Origin of the sequence: Paraburkholderia sp. BR13444 (genome assembly GCF_040948755.1) — a bacterium.
GTDB lineage: Bacteria > Pseudomonadota > Gammaproteobacteria > Burkholderiales > Burkholderiaceae > Paraburkholderia > Paraburkholderia youngii.
Genome location: NZ_JBFPKM010000002.1, coordinates 31,736 through 51,589 on the forward strand (window position 1 = coordinate 31,736; position 19,854 = coordinate 51,589).

Below are 19,854 nucleotides of genomic sequence, written 5' to 3' on the forward strand. Positions count from 1 at the left end.
CCGCAAGAAGACACGAAGGATGGGCATTCAAACCGCAGCGGCCAACGACGTCGCACAACACACGCCCATGATGCAGCAGTACCTGCGCATCAAGGCGGAGCATCCGGGCACGCTGGTGTTCTACCGGATGGGCGACTTCTACGAACTCTTTTTCGACGACGCGGAAAAAGCCGCGCGTCTGCTCGACCTGACGCTCACGCAGCGCGGCGCATCGGCAGGCAATCCGATCAAGATGGCCGGCGTGCCGCATCACTCGGTCGAACAATATCTGGCCAAGCTCGTGAAGCTCGGCGAATCGGTCGCGATCTGCGAACAGATCGGCGACCCGGCCACCTCGAAAGGCCCGGTCGAACGCAAGGTCATGCGCGTGGTCACGCCCGGCACGCTGACCGACGCCGCGCTGCTGTCCGACAAGAGCGACGTCTATCTGCTCGCGCTGTGCGTCGCGCACAATCGCCGCGGCGTCGCGACGAGCGTCGGTCTCGCGTGGCTCAATCTCGCGAGCGGTGCGCTGCGCCTCGCCGAAGTCGCGCCCGATCAGGTCGCCGCCGCGCTGGAGCGCATCCGTCCTGCGGAAATTCTGGTCGCCGATGCCGCCGCCGACTCGACCAGCTGGACACCGCCTGTCAATGCCAGCGCGCTCAAGCGCGTGCCGGCCTGGCACTTCGATATCACGTCGGGCACGAAGCGCCTGTGCGATCAGCTCGAAGTCGCGAGCCTCGACGGCTTCGGCGCGCATTCGCTCGGCTGCGCGTGCGGCGCGGCCGGCGCGTTGCTGCTGTACGCGGCGTCTACGCAAGGCCAGCAGTTGCGTCACGTGCGGAGCCTGAAGGTCGAATCCGAATCCGAATACATCGGCCTCGATCCGGCCACGCGCCGCAACCTCGAACTCACGGAGACACTGCGCGGCACCGAATCGCCAACGCTGTGCTCGCTGCTCGACACCTGCTGCACGACAATGGGCAGCCGCCTGCTGCGTCACTGGCTGCATCATCCGCCGCGCGATTCGGCGGTGGCGCAAACACGCCAGCAGGCGATCGGCGCGTTGCTCGACGCACCGCCAAGCGCCGATCTCGATACGTTGCGCAGCGCATTGCGGCAGATTTCCGACATCGAACGGATCACCGGACGTCTCGCGTTGCTGTCGGCGCGACCGCGCGATCTGTCGAGCCTGCGCGATACCTTCATCGCGCTGCCTGCTTTGCGCGCGCAGTTCGCGGCGGTGGCAGCGAACGCGGACTCGCTCGCGCGCATCGACGCGGCGCTCGAACCGCCGCACGCGTGCGTCGATTTGCTGACGCTCGCGGTCGCGCAGGAGCCGGCCGCGATGGTGCGCGATGGCGGCGTCATCGCGCGTGGCTATGACGCCGAGCTCGACGAACTGCGCGATATTTCGGAGAACTGCGGACAGTTCCTGATCGATCTCGAAACACGCGAACGCGCACGCACCGGCATCAACAATCTGCGCGTCGAGTACAACAAGGTGCATGGCTTCTATATCGAAGTCACGCGCGGCCAGACCGACAAGGTGCCCGACGACTATCGCCGTCGGCAGACGCTGAAGAACGCCGAGCGCTACATCACGCCCGAGCTGAAGACCTTCGAGGACAAAGCGCTGTCCGCTCAGGAACGCGCGCTCGCGCGCGAACGCGCGCTGTACGACGCGTTGCTGCAAGCGTTGCTGCCGTTCATTCCCGACTGTCAGCGCGTCGCACTCGCGCTTGCCGAACTCGATCTGCTGGCCGCGTTCGGCGAACGCGCTCGCGCGCTCGACTGGGTTGCGCCGACGTTCTCGGCGAACGCCGGCATCGACATCGAGCAGGGGCGGCATCCGGTGGTCGAGGCGCAGGTCGAGCAGTTCATCGCCAACGATTGCACGCTCGCGACCGAGCGCAAGCTGCTGTTGATCACCGGTCCGAACATGGGCGGCAAGTCGACTTTCATGCGCCAGACCGCGTTGATCGCGCTGCTCGCATATGTTGGCAGCTACGTGCCGGCGCGGCGCGCGGCCTTCGGACCGATCGACCGTATCTTCACGCGCATCGGCGCGGCCGACGACCTCGCCGGCGGCCGCTCGACCTTCATGGTCGAGATGACCGAAGCCGCCGCGATCCTCAACGACGCGACGCCGCAAAGCCTCGTGCTGATGGACGAGATCGGCCGCGGCACATCGACGTTCGACGGCCTCGCGCTCGCGTGGGCGATCGCGCGTCACCTGCTATCCCACAACGGCTGCTACACGCTGTTTGCGACGCACTATTTCGAGCTGACGCAACTGCCCGCGGAGTTTCCGCACGCAGCCAACGTGCACCTGTCGGCGGTCGAGCATGGGCACGGCATCGTGTTCCTGCATGCTGTCAACGAAGGACCGGCCAATCAGAGCTACGGTCTGCAGGTCGCGCAACTCGCCGGCGTCCCAAACGCGGTGATTCGCGCGGCGCGCAAGCATCTCGCGCATCTGGAACAGCAATCGGCCGCGCAGCCCGCGCCGCAACTCGATCTGTTTGCGACGCAGCCTGCCATGCTCGCCGAAGATGCGGACGACGACCTCGAGGCGGCGAGCGACGCAACGCCTGCGTCGCCCGCGATGCAGACGCTCGTCGAGCGTCTGCGCGGCATCGATCCGAACGATCTGCGGCCGCGCGAAGCGCTCGATCTGCTGTACGAACTGCATGAACTGGCCGTCGCGCCGGATGCGGGCCACTGACATGCGCAGACGCCCGCCGCGCCCGCACGGGATTCGCGCGGCGCTGCGTCACGTGCTCGCACCGGCAGGCGGCATCGTCGTGCTCGCAATGGTGTGCGCATGGGGCGCGCCGGCGCACGCCGAGGCCTCGCGCTTCGGGTTCGCGGTGATTTCCGGCACGATGCACAGCCCCGCCGACGAAGCCGCCACGCAACGGTTGCTCGATGCGATCGGCCGCGAGCGCGACGTGCGCTTCATCGTCTACGACGGCAATCTGAAGGGCGCGAAGGAAGTTTGTCGCGACGCGTTGTTCGAGCGCCGTCAGGCCTTGCTCGACAGCTCGCGCACTGCCCTCTTCTTTATCCCCGGCCAGCATGACTGGGCCGATTGCGGCACGGCGGAAGCCGGTGGCTTCGATCCAGTCGAACGGCTCGACCAGTTGCGTCAAACGCTGTTCGCCGATCCGACCTCGATGGGACAGAACCCGATCGCGTTGACACGCGAGAGCGAGGTATCGCGCTTCCGTCCATTTCGCGAAAACGTGCGCTGGGTGGTCAACGAAAAAGCGAATACCAAAGGCGGGGACGTCGTCTTCATCGGTTTGAACGCGCCGGGTCCGAACAATCACTACCTGAGCGCTGGCGGCCGCAACGGCGAGTTCGAAGATCGCGTGATCGCCAATGCATTCTGGCTCGAGCACGCGGCCGAATACGCGAAGCGCCGCGACGCGCGCGCGATGGTCGTATTCATTCAGGGCGATTTCGACCCGGAGCGCTATGAGCGACCCGAACGGTTCGCCTGGCTGCACTTTGCGCACAGTCCGCGCCGCGACGGCTTTCTCGAATTCAAGCGCAGTCTGGTCAAGCTCGCGCAGATTTTCCCCGGACCCGTGGTCGTCGTGCATGCAGACGACGAACGGCAGGCCGGTGCTTTCGTCATCGATCAGCCGCTACGCAACGACAAGGGGATGGTCGTGACGAACCTCACGCGCATTGCGCTCGCGCCGCGTGATCGTCTCAACCAATGGATTCAGATAGAAGCGGACTTCGCCTCTAAGCCGCCGTTCAGAGTCAGCGTGCGCGACGTGCCGAAGCAGATGCCGCTGCCCACCACGCCGCCGGTCTTGCCGCCCGTATCGCCGCGTGACGAATCCGGCGCGTCAATGCCGGCTGCGCCGGAGATGCCGAATGTGGAAGGGTTCGGGCCGGGGTCGGAATTGCCGCCCGTATTGCAGACACCTGGAGAGTCGCAGGACCAGCAGCCGCACATTCCGTCCGACCAGGGCGGCGGCGACTACGGGCCCGCGATCTCGATGCCGCCGGGGTCGATACTGCCAGCCTCGCCGGCGTTGCCGGCATCGCTGCCGCCTGCCCCCGCGACGACACCGCGCACGCCCGCAAGCTCAGTGCAGGGTCGGTTTTGAGTTGTCTTCTTCGTCCTCGTCTTCGTCGTCGTCGAGGACTTCGAGGCCGTCCGCGCCATGCGCGTGTTCGTGCTGGATTTCGTCTTCAGTTGCCGGACGCACGTCCTTGACGGTCAACGCGAAACGCAGCGCCATGCCGGCGAGCGGATGGTTGCCGTCGAGCACGACTTTGTCTTCGGCGACGTCGGTCACCACGTAGACCAGCGCATCGATTTCCTCGTCGCCATCTTCCGGGGTGCCTTCGAACTGCATGCCGACTTCGAGAGGTTCCGGGAAGCGATCGCGCGGCTCGATCTTCACAAGCTCGGGATCGTATTCGCCGAACGCGTCTTGCGGCTCGAGCTGGATCTGGGTTTCGAAGCCAGTCTCGTGGCCGTCGAGCTCTTCCTCGATCTTGGGGAACGTGCCATCATAGCCGCCGTGAAGATAGACCATCGGCTCTTCGCTTTCCTCGATCAGATTGCCTTGCGCATCCGACAGCTTGTACGCGACCGACACGACGGTGTTCTTTGCGATTTTCATTCGATTCTCCAGAATACAACTCACATTATACGATGCCCAGGCGGCCCACTCACCTCCCGGCCGATGCACATTCGGCAAGCAATTCGCCGTCTGCTGCAAAGCCGGCCACGCAGCCCATTCTTCCGCCCTCGCCCGACATTCCGACCGCACTGCTCGGCCATCTGAGCCCCTCGCAATTCATGCGCCGCTATTGGCAGAAAAAGCCATTGCTGATCCGTCAGGCGATTCCGGACATCGAAGCGCCTCTGTCGCGCGACGAGTTGTTCGAGCTGGCCGATCAGGACGACGTCGAAGCGCGCCTGATCACGCACTTCCGCAACAAATGGCAGCTGGAGCACGGCCCGTTTGCGCCCGACGAACTGCCGTCCGTCAAACAGCGCGCGTGGACACTGCTCGTGCAGGGCGTGGACCTGCATGACGATCGCGCCCGCGCGTTGCTCGACCGTTTCCGCTTCGTGCCGGACGCGCGTCTCGACGACCTGATGATTTCGTATGCGACCGATGGCGGCGGCGTCGGTCCGCACTTCGATTCCTACGATGTGTTTCTTTTGCAAGTAAAAGGCAAGCGCCGCTGGCGTATTAGCGCGCAAAAAGACCTGACACTGCAGCCTGGCTTGCCGTTGAAAGTTTTACAGCATTTCGAGCATGATGAAGAGTGGGTGCTCGAGCCCGGCGACATGTTGTATCTGCCGCCGCACATCGCGCACGACGGCATCGCCGAGGGCGAATGCATGACCTGTTCGATCGGTTTTCGCGCCCCGTCCGAGACCGAGCTGACCGCGCAGTTCCTGTACCACCTGGCCGAGCGTGGAGAGGCCACCGGCAAGGCCGGCACTCTCTATAGCGATCCACGGCAGGTCGCCGTCGAGCGGCCGGCCGAACTGCCCGCGGCGCTCGTCGAACGGGTAGGCGCGATGCTTGCTAAAGTGCGGTGGAATGAGCAGGACATTGCGTCGTTCCTCGGCACATATCTCAGCGAACCGAAGCCGAGTGTCGTCTTTGATCCGCCGCAACGGCCGCTCAACGAAGCCCGTTTCATCGGCGTCGCATCGAAATCCGGTGTACGGCTCGATCGCAAGACTAACTTGTTGTATGAACGTCGTTTTTTCTTCGTAAATGGAGAAGAAATGACGTGGAACGGTGCGAAAAGATGGCTGATTGATCTCGCGAATCAGAGGTCCATGAGTGCGAAACGCTTTGTAACACTATCGCACGATTCATCTGTGACATCCCTGCTACACGAGTGGTATCGTGCGGGCTGGATACAGGTGGGCGAGCTTGCGTAACTCTGCCCACGTGCTATACCGTACAGTGAAATTTTGTATGAGAAAGACAACGTATTGACCCCGGATTTATCGACTGTCAGTACGAAAGTGCATATAATTTCCGCCCAAGCCGTAGGGAAGATTCCAGCTCTCGAAAGAGCATCTCCACCAGCGGCCCAGGTCGGTGTTGGAGCACATTACCGGTTTTATTTTGCGCTGTTGCTTACCTTTAAACCATAAAAGGACGTGATCATGAAGAAATCCCTCCTCGTAGCATCCCTGTTGGCAGCTGTGGCACTCGCTGCATGCAATAAGAGCGAACAAGCCGCTGCTCCGTCAGATGCTGCGTCCGCGCCTGCTGCCGCGTCCCCGGCAGAAGCAGCATCGCCGGCAGTCGCAGCATCCCCGGCAGAAGCAGCATCGCCCGCAGAAGCAGCATCCCCGGCTGAAGCAGCATCGCCGGCAGTCGCAGCATCGCCGGCTGCAGGCGCAAGCCAGTAAGCTGCGCTTGCTCGACGTTGCGACGGCTCCCGTCGCAGCTAACGTCGATGCGGGAGGCTGCTCAAACCAGCAGCCCCTGGCAAGCAGCATTAAAAAAGCCACGAATGCAAATTCGTGGCTTTTTTGTTTGCGATGCACCGCGCACGCGGCACACGTCGTTGGGTTGCTGCGTCACCTGAACGCAGCAACCGATCAAGTCATTCAACCGCGTTCGACCGGTTCCTCGAAGAACTCCCGGACCACCTCTATCTCGCGGGTGCGTTTGAAGGGCGGCAGACTCTGCCAGATACGGCGGCCATACGGTTTATCGACAAGACGCGTATCGCAGATCATCAGCACGCCACGATCCGTCTCCGCGCGAATCAGCCGGCCCGCGCCCTGCTTCAGCGTGATCACGGCTTGCGGCAGCTGATGCACGGCGAACGGACTCAAGCCCTTCTTCGTCAGTGCGTCGAGCCGCGCGGCCAGCACGGGATCGTCTGGCGGCGCAAACGGCAGCTTGTCGATCACGACCAGCGACAGCGCGTCGCCGCGCACGTCCACGCCTTCCCAGAAGCTCTGACTGCCGACCAGAATCGCATTGCCGTACGCGCGAAAGCGATCGAGCAGTTCGGTGCGGCTCGCATCGCCCTGCACCAGCAGCGGATAGTCCCAGCCGCGCGACTCGATCGCGTCGCGCAGTTTCGCCGAGATACGGTCCACCGCGCGTAGCGTCGTGCACAGCATGAAGACGCCGCCACCCGATGCTTCGATCGCGGGCAATGCCGCATCGAACACGGCATCGGTGAACATCGGCGACGACGGCTGCGGCAGATTGCGTGGCACGTACAGAAGCCCTTGCGACGGATAGTCGAACGGGCTCGGCAAGGTCATCGAGCGCTTCGAGTTCAAGCCCATCTGCGCCGCGTAATGCGTGAAGTCGCCCCGCACCGACAGCGTCGCCGATGTGAAGATCCACGCACGCGGCACGCCGGCGCGCTGCTTCGCGAAAATCGGCGCGACCGACAACGGCGTTTCGTGCAACTGCACCGTGTGCGAGAACACCTCGATCCAGCGGACCTTTTCGTTCGGATCGGTGCGCTCTGCACCTGCGTCGCCTTCGCGTGTCGCAACCGCGTCGCGTTCCGCGCTCGTGGGCGGCGTGGTCCAGCCGCTCAGCACGTCCTGCAGCTCGCGCGCGCGACGCAGACACGCGCCCAGCGATTCGGCTCGCTCAGCCTGCCCCGCCAGCGCCGAGGCCAATGCGTCGAGCTCGGCTTCGAGCGTGTCGAGCGCGGGGAATAGCGGATGATCGTCGGGCAACTGGCCGATCGACAGGCGCACCGTGTCTTCCTTGAATGCGAGCCGCACGTCGCGCGCGGCGCGCTCGAGCGTCGCGCCGAGCTTGACCCAATCGAGCGCATCGCGTGCGTGACCGAGGCCCTCGGCCACCGAATCGCGCGCGAGCTCGAGGAACTGAGCGGTCGATAGCGTCTCGCCGAAAAACAGCGTGGCGGTTTCGGGCAGTTGGTGCGCTTCGTCGAAGATGACCGTGTTCGCAGTCGGCAGCAACTCCGCCATGCCAGTATCGCGCAGCATGATGTCGGCGAAAAACAGATGGTGGTTCACCACCACGATATCGGCCTGCTGCGCTTCGCGGCGCGCCTGCATCACGAAGCAGTCCTTGTAGTGTGGACACTCCTGGCCGAGACAGTTGTCGCGCGTCGAGGTGACCATCGACCACACTTGCGCGGTCTCCGGCACGCTCGCGAGTTCGGCCTTGTCGCCGGTGCGCGTGATCTTCGCGAAGCGCACGATGTCCTGCAGATACGAGGTTTCCTGGCGCGACGGCAGACGGCCGTTGTCCGCGGTGCGTTGCAGGTAGTAATGGCACAGATAGTTCGCGCGGCCCTTCAGCATCGCGACCGACACCGGCACCGCGAGCGCGTCGCGCACGGTCGGAATGTCGCGCTGGAACAGCTGATCCTGCAGATGCTTGGTGCCGGTCGAGACGATCACCTTGCCGCCCCACAGCATGGCCGGCACGAGGTACGCATAGGTCTTGCCGGTGCCGGTTCCCGCTTCGACGATCAGCGTGTTCTCACCCGCATCGACACCGTCGGCTTCGGCGTTGCTGTCGGTCGACTCAGAGGCGGCCTCAGCGCCGGTCTGCTGCAGGCGCCGTGCCGGGCGCTTCTGCGCCTCGAACATCACGGGCTCGGGCATCGCGCGACCCGACGCCTCCATCGCCGCGGCAACCGCGCGCGCCATTTCGATCTGCGACGCACGGGGCCGATAACCGTCGATCTGCCGCGCGAGCAGACCGTTGTCGGCGAAGATGTCGTCGAGCTCGCTCGCGCGGCGCCGACTCAGCGACACACCTGGCACCGGTGCTGCCGCACGCGGCGAGGGCGTGCCCGAAGCAGATGCGTTGTCCGGCGCGGCCCGGGATGAAGTGTCATGCGATGAATTCAAGGCAAGCGTTCCTGCTAAGTCCGGCTCGCGCGCTGCGCGCCCCAGCACCTGCCAGGCCGCGAACTCAGGCGCGCGCGTCCGGTTCGAGCTGCAATTGCAGCAAGATGATGGTGTCCTTGACTTTGAGTTTGCGCTTTTTCAGGCGCTGCAACTCGAAGTCGTCGATGCCGGGTTCATCCGACATCCGGTCGATCAACCGGTCGAGTCCACTATGCTCCGATTCCAGTTGCAGAATGCGGTCGCGAAGTGTGTTTGCGTCGATGACGTGATGACGATCGCGCATGCTCGCCTCCTCTGGTCGGCGGCACCCACCGCGTGCGCGCGGTCAGATGCCTGAGGTTGCTGTCCGGCTCAAAACGCATTACGGCGACTACGGCGGCCGTGGCCACGACCGCCACGGCTCACTCTACGGCACTGCCACTACAGCACGCTTACTGTTGCTGTTGCTGTTGCTGCTGCTTTTGCTGCTCTTCGAGCTGTTGCTGCTTCAACTGGTCCTGACGCTTCTGCTCGGCCTTTTCGGCAGCCTGCTTTTGACGCGCTTCGACATCGAGCTTGTGCTGCGCGGCCTCGGTCTGCTTCCGCTCGAAATTCTCCTGTTTCTGCTGGCGCTCCACGGCCTGTTGCGCGCCCTGCCGACGCGCTTCCTCGAGCTTGCGCTGGTAGTCGCTCTGCTTCTGGTCGTAGGCCTTCTGATTGGCCGCCGACTGCGCCGGCGCGACACCACGCTGCGCCTGGTCGAGCGCGTGCTGACGCTGCTTCTCTTCGTAGGCCTGCGCATTGGCCTTGCGCTGCGGTGCCGCGGCGTTGCGCTGCGCCTGCTCGAGCGCGTGCTGACGCTGCTTCTCTTCGTAGGCCTGCGCATTGGCTTCGCGCTGCGGCGCCTCGGCGTTGCGCTGCGCCTGATCGAGCGCGTGCTGACGCTGCTTTTCCTGATACGCCTGCTCGTTGCGCGCGTCTTCGGCGGCGCGTTGCGGCGCTTCCGCCTCGTTTTGCGCGCGCCGTAACGCTGTGCGTTCGTCGCGCTCGCGGGCGCGCTGCGCACGCTGCTCGGCGTCGAGTGCGAGCTGCTCCTTGCGGATGTCCGCCTGCACGCTGCGCATCGCGTCGCGTGCACGATTAAGACAGTGATTGACGAAGAAGCGGCTGTAGCAGTTGTGTTGCGCGACAGCGAATTGATAGTTGTTGTCGTCGGTGCGCTGGTTGAGCACCTGTTGCCGTTCGTCGAACGACTTGTCCAGCGCGGCTGCATCACTCGCGCTTTGAGGGCTGCCGGCCGTTGCGGCGGCTTGCGGGCCCGAGGCCGCGACCGGCGCCGCACCTTGCGCGGGTGTCGCGCTCTGCGCCGCGGCCGGCACCGGCACGGCAAACGCTGCGGCGAGCGCGCACGACGCGGCCGCCGTTACGACCGACGGACCGAGCCAGCGCAACGAAACCAGCGGCAATTGAGACGAACCCCGAGACGAACCCGGCAGCGAACCTGACGCCAGCGAAGAGACCAGGCGGTTGAGGGACAAGGAGATTGGCAACGTCGTAGAGGGTCAACGGAACATGCCCGAAATTCTAACACCCCGCGGTTGAGCCCTTTGGCATTTATGGCAAAATGCCCCGCTCTAGCAACCTGGTCGCGGCACACGCCCGGCCTGTCCCGAATTGCCGCCCGCGCGCGGCCCATCACTGAGTCCGCAGGAATACCAAGACCTTATGACGGAAACCGTAGCACTCAAGATCGTCCAGCGCATCGCCACCGAACTGTCCGTCCAGCCGCGCCAGGTCGCGGCCGCGGTGGAACTACTCGACGAAGGCGCGACCGTTCCGTTCATTGCCCGTTACCGCAAGGAAGTGACCGGCAATCTCGACGATACGCAACTGCGTAATCTCGAGGAACGCCTGCTCTATCTGCGCGAGCTGGAAGACCGGCGCGCGGCGATCATCGCGAGCATCGACGAACAGGGCAAGCTCACCGACGAGCTGCGCAGCGCGATCGAAGGCGCCGACAGCAAACAGGTGCTGGAAGACCTCTACCTGCCGTACAAGCCGAAGCGCCGCACGCGCGCGCAAATCGCGCGTGAAGCCGGTTTGCAGCCGCTCGCGGACGCGCTGCTCGGCAATCCGCTGCTCGATCCGCAAACCGAAGCCGCGGCGTACGTGGACGCCGAGAAAGGCGTCGCCGATGTGAAGGCCGCGCTCGACGGCGCGCGCGACATCCTCTCCGAGCAGTTCGGCGAAACCGCCGAACTGCTCGGCAAGCTGCGCGACTATCTGTTCAACCAGGGCGTGGTGTCGTCGAAGGTCGTGGAAGGCAAGGAAACGGCGGAGGAAGAGAAGTTCCGCGACTACTACGATTACGCCGAAACGATCCGCACTGTGCCGTCGCATCGCGCGCTCGCGCTGTTCCGCGGCCGCAATGCCGGCGTGCTGATGATCAAGCTGGGTCTCGGCGAAGAGCTCGACGCGCAGGTGCCGCACCCGGGTGAAGCGCTGATCGCGCGGCACTTCGGCATCGCCAATCAGAACCGTCCCGCCGACAAGTGGCTCTCCGATGTGTGTCGCTGGTGCTGGCGCGTGAAGGTGCAGCCGCACCTGGAAAACGAGCTGCTGACCAATCTGCGCGACGAAGCCGAACACGAAGCGATCCGCGTGTTCGCACGCAATCTGAAAGACCTGCTGCTCGCGGCGCCCGCTGGACCGAAGGCCGTGATCGGTCTCGATCCGGGCTTGCGCACCGGCGTGAAAGTGGCGGTGGTCGACCGCACCGGCAAGGTGCTCGCGACCGACACGATCTACCCGCACGAGCCGCGCCGCGACTGGGACGGCTCGCTCGCGAAGCTCGCGCGCCTTGCCGCGCAAACGCAGGCCGAGCTGATCAGCATCGGCAACGGCACGGCGTCGCGTGAGACGGACAAGCTCGCGAGCGAGCTGATCGCGCGTCACCCGGAGCTGAAGCTGCAGAAGATCGTCGTGTCGGAAGCGGGCGCGTCCGTGTACTCGGCGTCCGAACTGGCAGCGAAGGAATTCCCCGACATGGACGTATCGCTGCGCGGCGCGGTGTCGATCGCGCGACGTCTGCAGGACCCGCTCGCCGAGCTCGTAAAGATCGAGCCGAAGGCGATCGGCGTCGGCCAGTATCAGCACGACGTGAACCAGCGCGAACTCGCGCGCTCGCTCGACGCGGTCGTCGAAGACTGCGTGAACGCGGTCGGCGTCGATGCGAATACCGCGTCGGTCGCGCTGCTCGCGCGGGTCTCGGGCTTGAACGCGACGCTCGCGCGCAACATCGTCGACTATCGCGATGCGAACGGGCCGTTCCCGTCGCGCGAGCATCTGCGTAAGGTGCCGCGTCTCGGCGACAAGACCTTCGAGCAGGCCGCTGGCTTCCTGCGTATCAACAACGGCGAGAATCCGCTCGACCGCTCGTCGGTGCACCCGGAAGCTTATCCGGTCGTCCAGCGCATTCTCGCAAAGATCAGCAAGCAGGTCGGCGAAGTGCTCGGCAATCGCGACGCGTTGCGCGGACTGTCACCCACTGAATTCGTCGATGAACGCTTCGGTCTGCCAACCGTGCGCGATATCCTGATCGAACTGGAAAAGCCGGGCCGCGATCCGCGTCCCGAATTCAAGACCGCGACCTTCCGCGAAGGTGTCGAGAAGGTCAGCGACCTGATCCCGGGTATGGTGCTCGAAGGCGTCGTGACGAACGTCGCGGCGTTCGGCGCATTCATCGACGTCGGCGTGCATCAGGACGGTCTCGTGCACGTGTCGGCGATGTCGACGAAGTTCGTGAAGGACCCGCACGAGGTCGTGAAGGCCGGTCAGATCGTCAAGGTCAAGGTGCTGGAGGTCGACGTGAAACGCCAGCGCATCGCGCTGACGATGCGTCTCGATGACGAACCCGGCGCGGCGGCCGCGCGCAGCGGCGGCGGTGCGCAGCAGGATCGCAGCGGCTCGGGCGGCTTCAACCGCGGCGGAGCGGGACGCGGCGCGCCGCAGCGCTCGCGCGAACCGGAGCCGGGCGGCGCGATGGCGGCCGCGTTTGCCAAGCTCAAGCAGAAGTGAGCGTATCGGACCGGTGTACGTCGTTGGACGTGCACCGGTCCGTTACACGACTGCGTCGCGCGCTCAACCGCTTACACGCACGCGCGCAGGAATCAAAAGCCCACGCATTGCGTGGGCTTTTTGTTGGCGCTCCCGCACGTCACGCGCGGGCCGTCAAATCTCGATCTTCGTCCCCAGTTCCACGACCCGGTTAGCCGGGATGCTGAAGAAGTCGGTCGGCTTGGCGGCGTTCTGATGCATCCACGCGAACACCCGCTCGCGCCACACCGACATGCCCGGCAATTGCGTCGGCACCACCGTTTCGCGCGCGAGGAAGAACGACGTGTCCATCAATTCGAACGTCATGTCGTGCGAGCGGCCGACGTCGAGCAGCACCGCCTTCACGTCGGGCGTTTCGTTAAAACCGTAGGCTGCCTTCACCAGCCACAGGCCGCCGTTCATGTCCTTCACGGTCACGCGATCGGAGTCTTTCACATACGGAATGTCGCGCGTGACGAAGGTCAGGAAGATCGTGCGCTCGTGCAGCACCTTGTTGTGCTTCAGGTTGTGCAGCAGGCTCACCGGCACCAGCGAATCGCTGCCGGTCAGATAGATCGCGGTGCCCGACACGCGATGCGGCGGATGCGCGAGCAGGCCTTGCAGGAACGGCATCAGCGGAATACCGTCGGCGGCCGTGCGTTCCTTCACGATCATCCTGCCCTTGAACCACGTCATCAGCAGGAAGAACAGCAAGCCGCCGATGCACAGCGGCAACCAGCCGCCCTCTTCGACCTTCAACAGGTTCGCACCGAAAAAGCCGAGGTCGACCACGAGGAACACGCCGATGATGAGTCCGACGAGCAGTTTGTTCCAGTTCCACACCTTCACCATCACGACGCACGCGAGGATCGTCGTGATCACCATCGTTGCCGTCACCGCGATACCGTACGCGGCCGCCAGATTGTCGGAGCTCTTGAACGCGATCACGATGCAAAGGATGATGAACAGCAGCATCCAGTTCACGACCGGCACATAGATCTGCCCGATCGCGAGTTCGGACGTGTGCAGGACCTTCATGCGCGGCACGTAGCCGAGCTGGATCGCCTGGCTCGTCAGCGAGTACGCGCCCGAAATCACCGCCTGCGACGCGATCACCGTCGCAACCGTCGACAGCACGACGAGCGGCAACAGCGCCCAGTCCGGCGCGAGCAGGAAGAACGGGTTTTCGATCGCCTTCGAGTCGTGCATCAGCAACGCGCCCTGGCCGAAGTAGTTCAGCACCAGCGACGGCATCACGAGCACGTACCACGCCATGCGGATCGGCTTCGCGCCGAAGTGGCCCATGTCCGCGTACAGCGCTTCGGCGCCGGTCAGCACCAGCACGACCGAGCCGAGCACCACGTAGGCCTGCAGCACGTGCGCGGCCATGAAGGTGTACGCGTAGTACGGATTGAGCGCGCGGATCACGTTCGGCGACTGCATGATGTGCCACAGGCCGAGCAAGGCAAGCACGAGGAACCACAGCATCATGATCGGCCCGAACAGACGGCCGACCGTGGCCGTGCCGTGCCGCTGGATCCAGAACAGCACGATCAGGATCACAATGGTCAGCGGAATCACCAGATGCGACAGATGCGGCGCGGCGATTTCCAGACCTTCGACCGCCGAGATCACCGAGATCGCTGGCGTGATCACCGCGTCGCCGTAAAACATGCAGGCGCCGAAGATGCCGAGCATCATCAGCAGGCCGGCCATTTTCGATTTCTGATCGACCGAGCGCAACGCCAGCGCCATCAGCGCGAGGACGCCGCCCTCGCCGTTGTTGTCGGCGCGCATCACGAACAGCACGTACTTGACGCCGACTACGATCATGATTGCCCAGAACAGCAGCGAGATCACGCCCAGGATCGACTGATCGGTCAACGGGATACCGTGCGACGGGCTGAAGGCTTCCTTCAGCGAGTACAACGGACTCGTACCGATGTCGCCGAACACCACTCCGATCGCGGCAAGCGCAAGGGAAGGAAGCGGCTGTTTGTGTTCGTGGTTGTTATCTGTCATGGACGCGAGGAAATCCGTTCCCGGGCGGAAAAAACGCCCGCTATTTTAAACTGCCCATCCGGTACCGCCCGGCTTGTTGTGGATACGCCACGTGGATGTCCGCGCAGTGTAGCACCGCGATATGGACGCGTCTGCCGCGGGGCGGGCGTCCCAGCGCGGCGTGTGGGGCGCATAAAAAACGGAGCCCGACTGGGCTCCGTTTTGTGACACCGCGATGCCGCGCGCGGCCTTGCGTTAATTGCCCGACGCCTCCTCGGCCTGGGCAATGCCGCGCTTGATCCACGCGCCGAGGTTATGCGGACGCACCGTGTCCCACTCCTCGAACGGCTGATGAATCCACGGGTTGGTCGGCAGATACTGCACGTGATAATCGGGCTTCACCTTCGAGCAGCCCTTGTACCACAGCACCGCTGAGCGCACCGCAGTGATGGCCGGATAGCGTTCCTTCAGATGCTGCTGCACGCGCGCGAGCGTGACACCCGAATCGACGAGGTCGTCGACGAGCAGCACGTTGCCGTGCAGTTCGCCGCGCGTCATCGTGATGTATTGCGCGATGTCGAGTTCGCCCTGCTGCGTGCCGGCCGCCTCGCGATACGAGCTCGTTGCGAGAATGGCCAGCGGCAGATCGTAGATGCGCGACAGCTGGTCGCCGACGCGCAGACCGCCGCGCGCGAGGCACAGGATCTTGTCGAACTTCCAGCCCGATTCGTGCACGGCAAGTGCGAGCACCTCGATCAGCCGGTGATATTCGTCCCAGCCGACCCACAGGTTCTTGTCGTCGTTACGCGGATCTTTCATCGCGATCATCGGTACACCTTGCATCACTTAAACCTTGAACGGATGACGCAGCAGAATCGTTTCGTCGCGATCCGGACCGGTGGACACCATGTCGATCGGAATGCCCGCGACTTCCTGCACGCGCGTCAGGTACGCACGCGCGTTGGCGGGCAGCTTGTCCCATTGCTTGATGCCGACCGTGCTTTCCTTCCAGCCCGCGAAGGTTTCGTAGACCGGTACGCAGCGCGCGACTTCCGTCGCGCCGCGCGGCAGCAGATCGACGTTCTGTCCGTCGACCGTATAGCCCACGCACAGCTTCACCTCGTCGAGACCGTCGAGCACGTCGAGCTTGGTCATGCACAGACCCGTCACGCCGTTGATCTGGATCGAGCGGCGCAGTGCCGAGACGTCGAGCCAGCCGGTGCGGCGCGGACGGCCGGTGACCGAGCCGAATTCCTTGCCGACGGTGGCGAGCTCGAGGCCGATCGGGTCCTGACGCGAGGTATTGTCCGCATCGTACAGTTCGCTCGGGAACGGGCCCGAACCAACACGTGTGCAGTACGCCTTGGTGATTCCGAGGATGTAGTTGAGCTTCTGCGGACCGACGCCCGCGCCCGCTGTCGCGGCACCCGCGACGCAGTTGCTCGACGTGACGAACGGATAGGTGCCGTGGTCGATGTCGAGCAGCGTGCCCTGCGCGCCTTCGAACAGCAGATTGCCGCCGTTCGCGTTGACGTCGTACAGGCGGCGCGACACGTCGGTGACCATCGGCTTCAGACGGTCGGCGTAGCTCAGCATCGTGTCGAGCGTTTGCTGGAAGTCGACCGCGGCTGCACCGAGGTACTGCGTGAGCACGAAGTTGTGGTAGTCGAGGTTTTCGCGCAGGCGCTCGGCGAAGGCTGACGCGTCGAACAGGTCCTGCACGCGCAGGCCGCGGCGCGCGACCTTGTCTTCATATGCCGGGCCGATGCCGCGGCCGGTCGTGCCGATCTTGCTCGCGCCGCGGCGCGCTTCGCGGCCCTGGTCGATCGCGATGTGATACGGCAGGATCAGCGTGGTGGCTTCGGAAATGAACAGACGCTTCTGGACGTCGATGCCGGCGGCTTCGAGTTCGCCGATTTCCTTGAACAGCGCTTCCGGCGACAACACGACGCCATTGCCGATATAGCACGCGACGCCGGCATGCATGATGCCCGACGGAATCAGACGCAAGATGGTTTTCTTGCCGCCGATGATAAGCGTGTGACCGGCATTGTGACCGCCCTGGAAGCGAACGACGCCCTGAGCGTGGTCCGTCAGCCAGTCGACGATCTTGCCCTTGCCCTCATCACCCCATTGGGTACCCACGACGACGACGTTGCGCCCGGGGTTCACATTCACTGCGCTGGCAGACATGTTGTTTCGTAAGCTGGTTAAAAACGTATTTTACCTAGGTTCGCGGAAGCTTCCGGAATTTTTCCGTTTCCGCTCAACGGTATGCACGTTATGTTGAGTATTGCGAGGGATGCGCGGCCGCGAAAAGTCGCTCGACCGCGCCCGGTTCGGGCGATGGTTGCACCGCCCTGTAGCGAACGCCGGAAACCTGTTCCCGGCGGAGTCGATCGGAACGCGCGGCTCAAGCGCGCGGTTCGACCACCCATGCGCCATTGCGCTCGACCAGCACGCGGTCGAACGCGAATTCATCGAGATCGTGCTTGTGGCCAGGCAGCGCCTGGATCACCACTTCGCCACCATCACGCAATGCCGCGACCGCCACGCGCAACGCCTCGTCGTGCCGCCACGGCGCGAGGATCGCGCTGCTGCGCGCTTCGATCGGCGAGATCCGCGCGACTTCACGCAGATCCAGCGAAAAGCCGGTTGCCGCGCGGGCGCGGCCATAGGCCTGGCCGACGTGGTCGTAACGGCCGCCGCGCGCCACCGCGTTCGGCACGCCGTCCACGTAAGCGGAGAACATCACGCCGCTGTGGTACGCGTAGCCGCGTAGATCGGCGAGGTCGATCATCACTTCGGCGCCGTCGACCTGGCTCGCGAGGAACGCGAGGTCGTCGAGCGCGCGGGCGATCGCCGGCGAATTCGGCAGACGCGCGCGGGCCTCTTCGAGCACCGAAGCGTCGCCGTACAAAGTGGGCAGCGCGCGCAGCGCATCGCGAATCACCGGCGAGAATTGCGCGGTCATCTCGACGAGGCGCGGCACGTCCTTGCCGGCCAGCGCGTCGTAGAGCGCCTGGCCGAGTTCCTCGGCGGCCGGCTCGGCTTCGATCAGCGCCGCCAGCACGCCCGCGTGACACAGGTCCAGACGCACCTTCGCGAGGCCGGCGAGACGCAGTGCGTCGAGCATCAGCTGCTGGATTTCGAGGTCCGCTTCGAGGCCCGCGTGGCCGTAGATTTCCGCACCGATCTGGATCTGCTCACGCGTCGCATGCAGGCCGCGCGGCCGCGTATGCGCGACGTTGCCGGCGTAGCAAAGACGCGTGACACCCTGGCGGTTCAGCAGATGCGCGTCGATACGCGCGACCTGTGGCGTGATGTCGGCGCGCAGACCGAGCGTGCGGCCCGACAGTTGATCGACGAGCTTGAAGGTGCGCAGATTCAGGTCCTGCCCACCGCCCGTCAGCAACGACTCGAGGTATTCGAGCAGCGGCGGCATCACCATCTCGTAGCCGTACGAGCGGAAACGGTCCAGCAAATGACGCCGCAATTCTTCGATCTTGCGGGCCTCCGACGGCAGCACGTCGGCGATATTCTCAGGAAGCAACCAGGTCGACATCGATACAGTCCTACGGCGTTGAACACGGCGTCTTGTAGCGCCGATGATGAGTGTGAATGGCGTATAGCGGCTTGATTCTGGCGGCTGACACCGACGCTCGGGCGGCGTTTTGCGGCTCGCGCGCGACGCGCTGCGGCCTGACCGGAACAGTCGGCGTTTCGCTCGGGGCGGGTCAAACACGCCGCAGCACGCAGCGTTCGTCAGACAAGCAAGCCGGCTTCAGGTCGCGATGAACAGCAGAACCAGCCCGAGCAACATCACGATGAGCCCACCGACACGAATCTGATGCGCCGGTCGTTCCGCTATTTTACGAAACGTGTCGCGCCAGGCGCTCGGAAAAACGAACGGAAACATCCCCTCGATAATCAGCATCAGCGCGATCGCGAGCAATAACGAGCCAGCTATGTCCATGCGAGTGAAGCGGCCGCGATGCGGATGCCGCGGCCTTCGGTAATCAGCGTTTGTGCGCAGCAGGCGCGGAAGCGTCCGGGGCGACGCCGCCGGTCGGGCTACGCATGAAGCGGAAGAACTCGCTACTGGAGTCGACCACGATCAGATCGCCCGGTTTGAAGGTCTTCCGGTACGCCTGCATGCTTTGATAAAACTGATAGAACTGCGGGTCCTTGCCGAACGCTTCGGCGGCGATCTCCGCGGCCTTCGCATCGCCTTCGCCGCGAATGCCTTGGGCTTGGGCGAGGCCGTCGGCGAGCACCGCCTGCTGCTTCGCGAGCGCGTCAGCGCGGATCTGGTTCGCTTCTGCGGCGCCCTTCGCGCGCTCGTCCGCTGCGACCTGCTGGCGCGCGGCAATCATGCGCTTGAACACCGAGTCGGCCACCGCCGCCGGGAAATCGACGCGCGTGAGCTGCACATCCACGACCGACACGCCGAGCGATGCCGCGCTCCTGTCCATCGCACCGCGCGCCTCTTCGGCGACCGCCTGCTGTTTCGCGAGCGCGTCGGATAGTGTGAACTTGCCGAACGCGTCGCCGAGCGCGCCACGCGACAGCAGCGCGAGCCGGTCGGGCAGGCTCTGCGGATCGCCTTTCGTTTCGGCGATCAGCTTCAGCGGATCGGTCACACGGAACTTGACGACCGGGTTGACCAGCAGATCGGTTTTGTCGGACGTGACGTAATGATCTTCGTCGGGTGCGTCGAGCGACTGGATGCGATTGTCGACGAAAGTCACCGTTTGCAACGGCGGCGGCAGCTTCACGTGCAGCCCTGGGCCGAGCAGCGTGGGCACGGCGTCGCCGCGCGCGGACAGCACCGCCATATGCCGTTGATCGACGACGAACACCATCGACGATGCCGCGAACAGCACGATGACGACGGCGACGACGAGCGCAATGATTCGGTTCATATT

General features: G+C 64.4%; 15 protein-coding genes. 5 read left to right on the forward strand and 10 right to left on the reverse strand.

All coding sequences use genetic code 11. From position 1 onward, the window contains the following. The first annotated feature begins 19 nt into the window (after window positions 1-19). Window positions 20-2,707 (forward strand): DNA mismatch repair protein MutS, encoded by a 2,688-nt coding sequence (mutS, locus tag AB3X95_RS04510; RefSeq protein WP_176368639.1) that lies wholly within the window; start codon window positions 20-22, stop codon window positions 2,705-2,707. Continuing rightward, window positions 2,694-4,109: a hypothetical protein gene (locus AB3X95_RS04515; RefSeq protein WP_368621092.1), complete on the forward strand. Its 1,416-nt coding sequence runs from the start codon at window positions 2,694-2,696 to the stop codon at window positions 4,107-4,109. The genes mutS and AB3X95_RS04515 overlap by 14 nt, the downstream gene beginning before the upstream one ends. Here the strand turns inward: AB3X95_RS04515 and AB3X95_RS04520 are convergent. Continuing rightward, on the reverse strand, window positions 4,089-4,631 hold the full coding sequence (locus tag AB3X95_RS04520) for a peptidylprolyl isomerase (protein ID WP_184226670.1): 543 nt from the start codon (window positions 4,629-4,631) through the stop codon (window positions 4,089-4,091). The two genes, AB3X95_RS04515 and AB3X95_RS04520, sit on opposite strands and share 21 nt — an antisense overlap. 32 nt (window positions 4,632-4,663) lie before the next feature. Here AB3X95_RS04520 and AB3X95_RS04525 point away from each other — a divergent pair, with 32 nt between their 5' ends. After that, window positions 4,664-5,917, forward strand: a complete 1,254-nt coding sequence (locus AB3X95_RS04525) for a cupin domain-containing protein (RefSeq protein ID WP_368620788.1) — start codon at window positions 4,664-4,666, stop codon at window positions 5,915-5,917. 231 nt (window positions 5,918-6,148) lie between these two features. Then, a complete protein-coding gene (locus AB3X95_RS04530) occupies window positions 6,149-6,397 on the forward strand; it encodes a hypothetical protein (RefSeq protein ID WP_035491217.1) in 249 nt (82 codons plus the stop codon). Between the two features lie 201 nt (window positions 6,398-6,598). On the opposite strand, the gene AB3X95_RS04535 is transcribed toward AB3X95_RS04530, so the two are convergent. The 3 genes from AB3X95_RS04535 to AB3X95_RS04545 form a co-directional block, all read right to left on the reverse strand. Continuing rightward, complete coding sequence (locus tag AB3X95_RS04535) at window positions 6,599-8,851, reverse strand: ATP-dependent DNA helicase (RefSeq protein WP_368620789.1); 2,253 nt, start codon at window positions 8,849-8,851, stop codon at window positions 6,599-6,601. A gap of 64 nt (window positions 8,852-8,915) precedes the next feature. After that, a complete protein-coding gene (locus AB3X95_RS04540) occupies window positions 8,916-9,134 on the reverse strand; it encodes a DUF465 domain-containing protein (RefSeq protein WP_013089766.1) in 219 nt (72 codons plus the stop codon). Between the two features lie 148 nt (window positions 9,135-9,282). Continuing rightward, on the reverse strand, window positions 9,283-10,296 hold the full coding sequence (locus AB3X95_RS04545; RefSeq protein WP_368621093.1) for a hypothetical protein: 1,014 nt from the start codon (window positions 10,294-10,296) through the stop codon (window positions 9,283-9,285). A gap of 259 nt (window positions 10,297-10,555) precedes the next feature. On the opposite strand from AB3X95_RS04545, the gene AB3X95_RS04550 reads away from it, so the two are divergent. After that, window positions 10,556-12,907: a Tex family protein gene (locus tag AB3X95_RS04550; RefSeq protein ID WP_176125676.1), complete on the forward strand. Its 2,352-nt coding sequence runs from the start codon at window positions 10,556-10,558 to the stop codon at window positions 12,905-12,907. Window positions 12,908-13,060: 153 nt separating this feature from the next. Here AB3X95_RS04550 and AB3X95_RS04555 read toward each other — a convergent pair whose 3' ends face one another. From AB3X95_RS04555 to hflC, 6 genes are all read right to left on the reverse strand, one after another. After that, complete coding sequence (locus AB3X95_RS04555) at window positions 13,061-14,947, reverse strand: potassium transporter Kup (protein WP_176125675.1); 1,887 nt, start codon at window positions 14,945-14,947, stop codon at window positions 13,061-13,063. A gap of 234 nt (window positions 14,948-15,181) precedes the next feature. Beyond that, window positions 15,182-15,754, reverse strand: a complete 573-nt coding sequence (locus AB3X95_RS04560) for a phosphoribosyltransferase (protein ID WP_013089770.1) — start codon at window positions 15,752-15,754, stop codon at window positions 15,182-15,184. A gap of 18 nt (window positions 15,755-15,772) precedes the next feature. Next, a complete protein-coding gene (locus AB3X95_RS04565; protein WP_176125673.1) occupies window positions 15,773-17,119 on the reverse strand; it encodes an adenylosuccinate synthase in 1,347 nt (448 codons plus the stop codon). A 220-nt stretch (window positions 17,120-17,339) separates the two neighbouring features. Beyond that, on the reverse strand, window positions 17,340-18,491 hold the full coding sequence (locus AB3X95_RS04570; RefSeq protein ID WP_176108230.1) for an ATP phosphoribosyltransferase regulatory subunit: 1,152 nt from the start codon (window positions 18,489-18,491) through the stop codon (window positions 17,340-17,342). A 219-nt stretch (window positions 18,492-18,710) separates the two neighbouring features. Continuing rightward, the gene (locus AB3X95_RS04575) at window positions 18,711-18,902 is read right to left on the reverse strand and encodes a DUF2065 domain-containing protein (protein ID WP_176108229.1); all 192 of its coding nucleotides are present in this window, start codon (window positions 18,900-18,902) and stop codon (window positions 18,711-18,713) included. Window positions 18,903-18,945: 43 nt separating this feature from the next. Continuing rightward, window positions 18,946-19,851, reverse strand: coding sequence for a protease modulator HflC (gene hflC, locus AB3X95_RS04580; RefSeq protein WP_368620790.1), 906 nt, complete (start codon window positions 19,849-19,851; stop codon window positions 18,946-18,948). Window positions 19,852-19,854: the final 3 nt, after the last annotated feature.

Excerpts from the sequence above, each read along its gene's own strand:
- AB3X95_RS04570 (WP_176108230.1), bottom strand. The coding sequence starts at position 18,491 with ATGTCGACCTGGTTGCTTCCTGAGAATATCGCCGACGTGCTGCCGTCG.
- AB3X95_RS04550 (WP_176125676.1), top strand. The coding sequence starts at position 10,556 with ATGACGGAAACCGTAGCACTCAAGATCGTCCAGCGCATCGCCACCGAA.
- AB3X95_RS04565 (WP_176125673.1), bottom strand. The coding sequence starts at position 17,119 with ATGTCTGCCAGCGCAGTGAATGTGAACCCCGGGCGCAACGTCGTCGTC.
- AB3X95_RS04540 (WP_013089766.1), bottom strand. The coding sequence starts at position 9,134 with ATGCGCGATCGTCATCACGTCATCGACGCAAACACACTTCGCGACCGC.
- AB3X95_RS04555 (WP_176125675.1), bottom strand. The coding sequence starts at position 14,947 with ATGACAGATAACAACCACGAACACAAACAGCCGCTTCCTTCCCTTGCG.
- AB3X95_RS04515 (WP_368621092.1), top strand. The coding sequence starts at position 2,694 with ATGCGGGCCACTGACATGCGCAGACGCCCGCCGCGCCCGCACGGGATT.
- mutS (WP_176368639.1), top strand. The coding sequence starts at position 20 with ATGGGCATTCAAACCGCAGCGGCCAACGACGTCGCACAACACACGCCC.
- AB3X95_RS04525 (WP_368620788.1), top strand. The coding sequence starts at position 4,664 with ATGCCCAGGCGGCCCACTCACCTCCCGGCCGATGCACATTCGGCAAGC.
- AB3X95_RS04520 (WP_184226670.1), bottom strand. The coding sequence starts at position 4,631 with ATGAAAATCGCAAAGAACACCGTCGTGTCGGTCGCGTACAAGCTGTCG.
- AB3X95_RS04530 (WP_035491217.1), top strand. The coding sequence starts at position 6,149 with ATGAAGAAATCCCTCCTCGTAGCATCCCTGTTGGCAGCTGTGGCACTC.
- AB3X95_RS04560 (WP_013089770.1), bottom strand. The coding sequence starts at position 15,754 with ATGATCGCGATGAAAGATCCGCGTAACGACGACAAGAACCTGTGGGTC.
- AB3X95_RS04575 (WP_176108229.1), bottom strand. The coding sequence starts at position 18,902 with ATGGACATAGCTGGCTCGTTATTGCTCGCGATCGCGCTGATGCTGATT.
- hflC (WP_368620790.1), bottom strand. The coding sequence starts at position 19,851 with ATGAACCGAATCATTGCGCTCGTCGTCGCCGTCGTCATCGTGCTGTTC.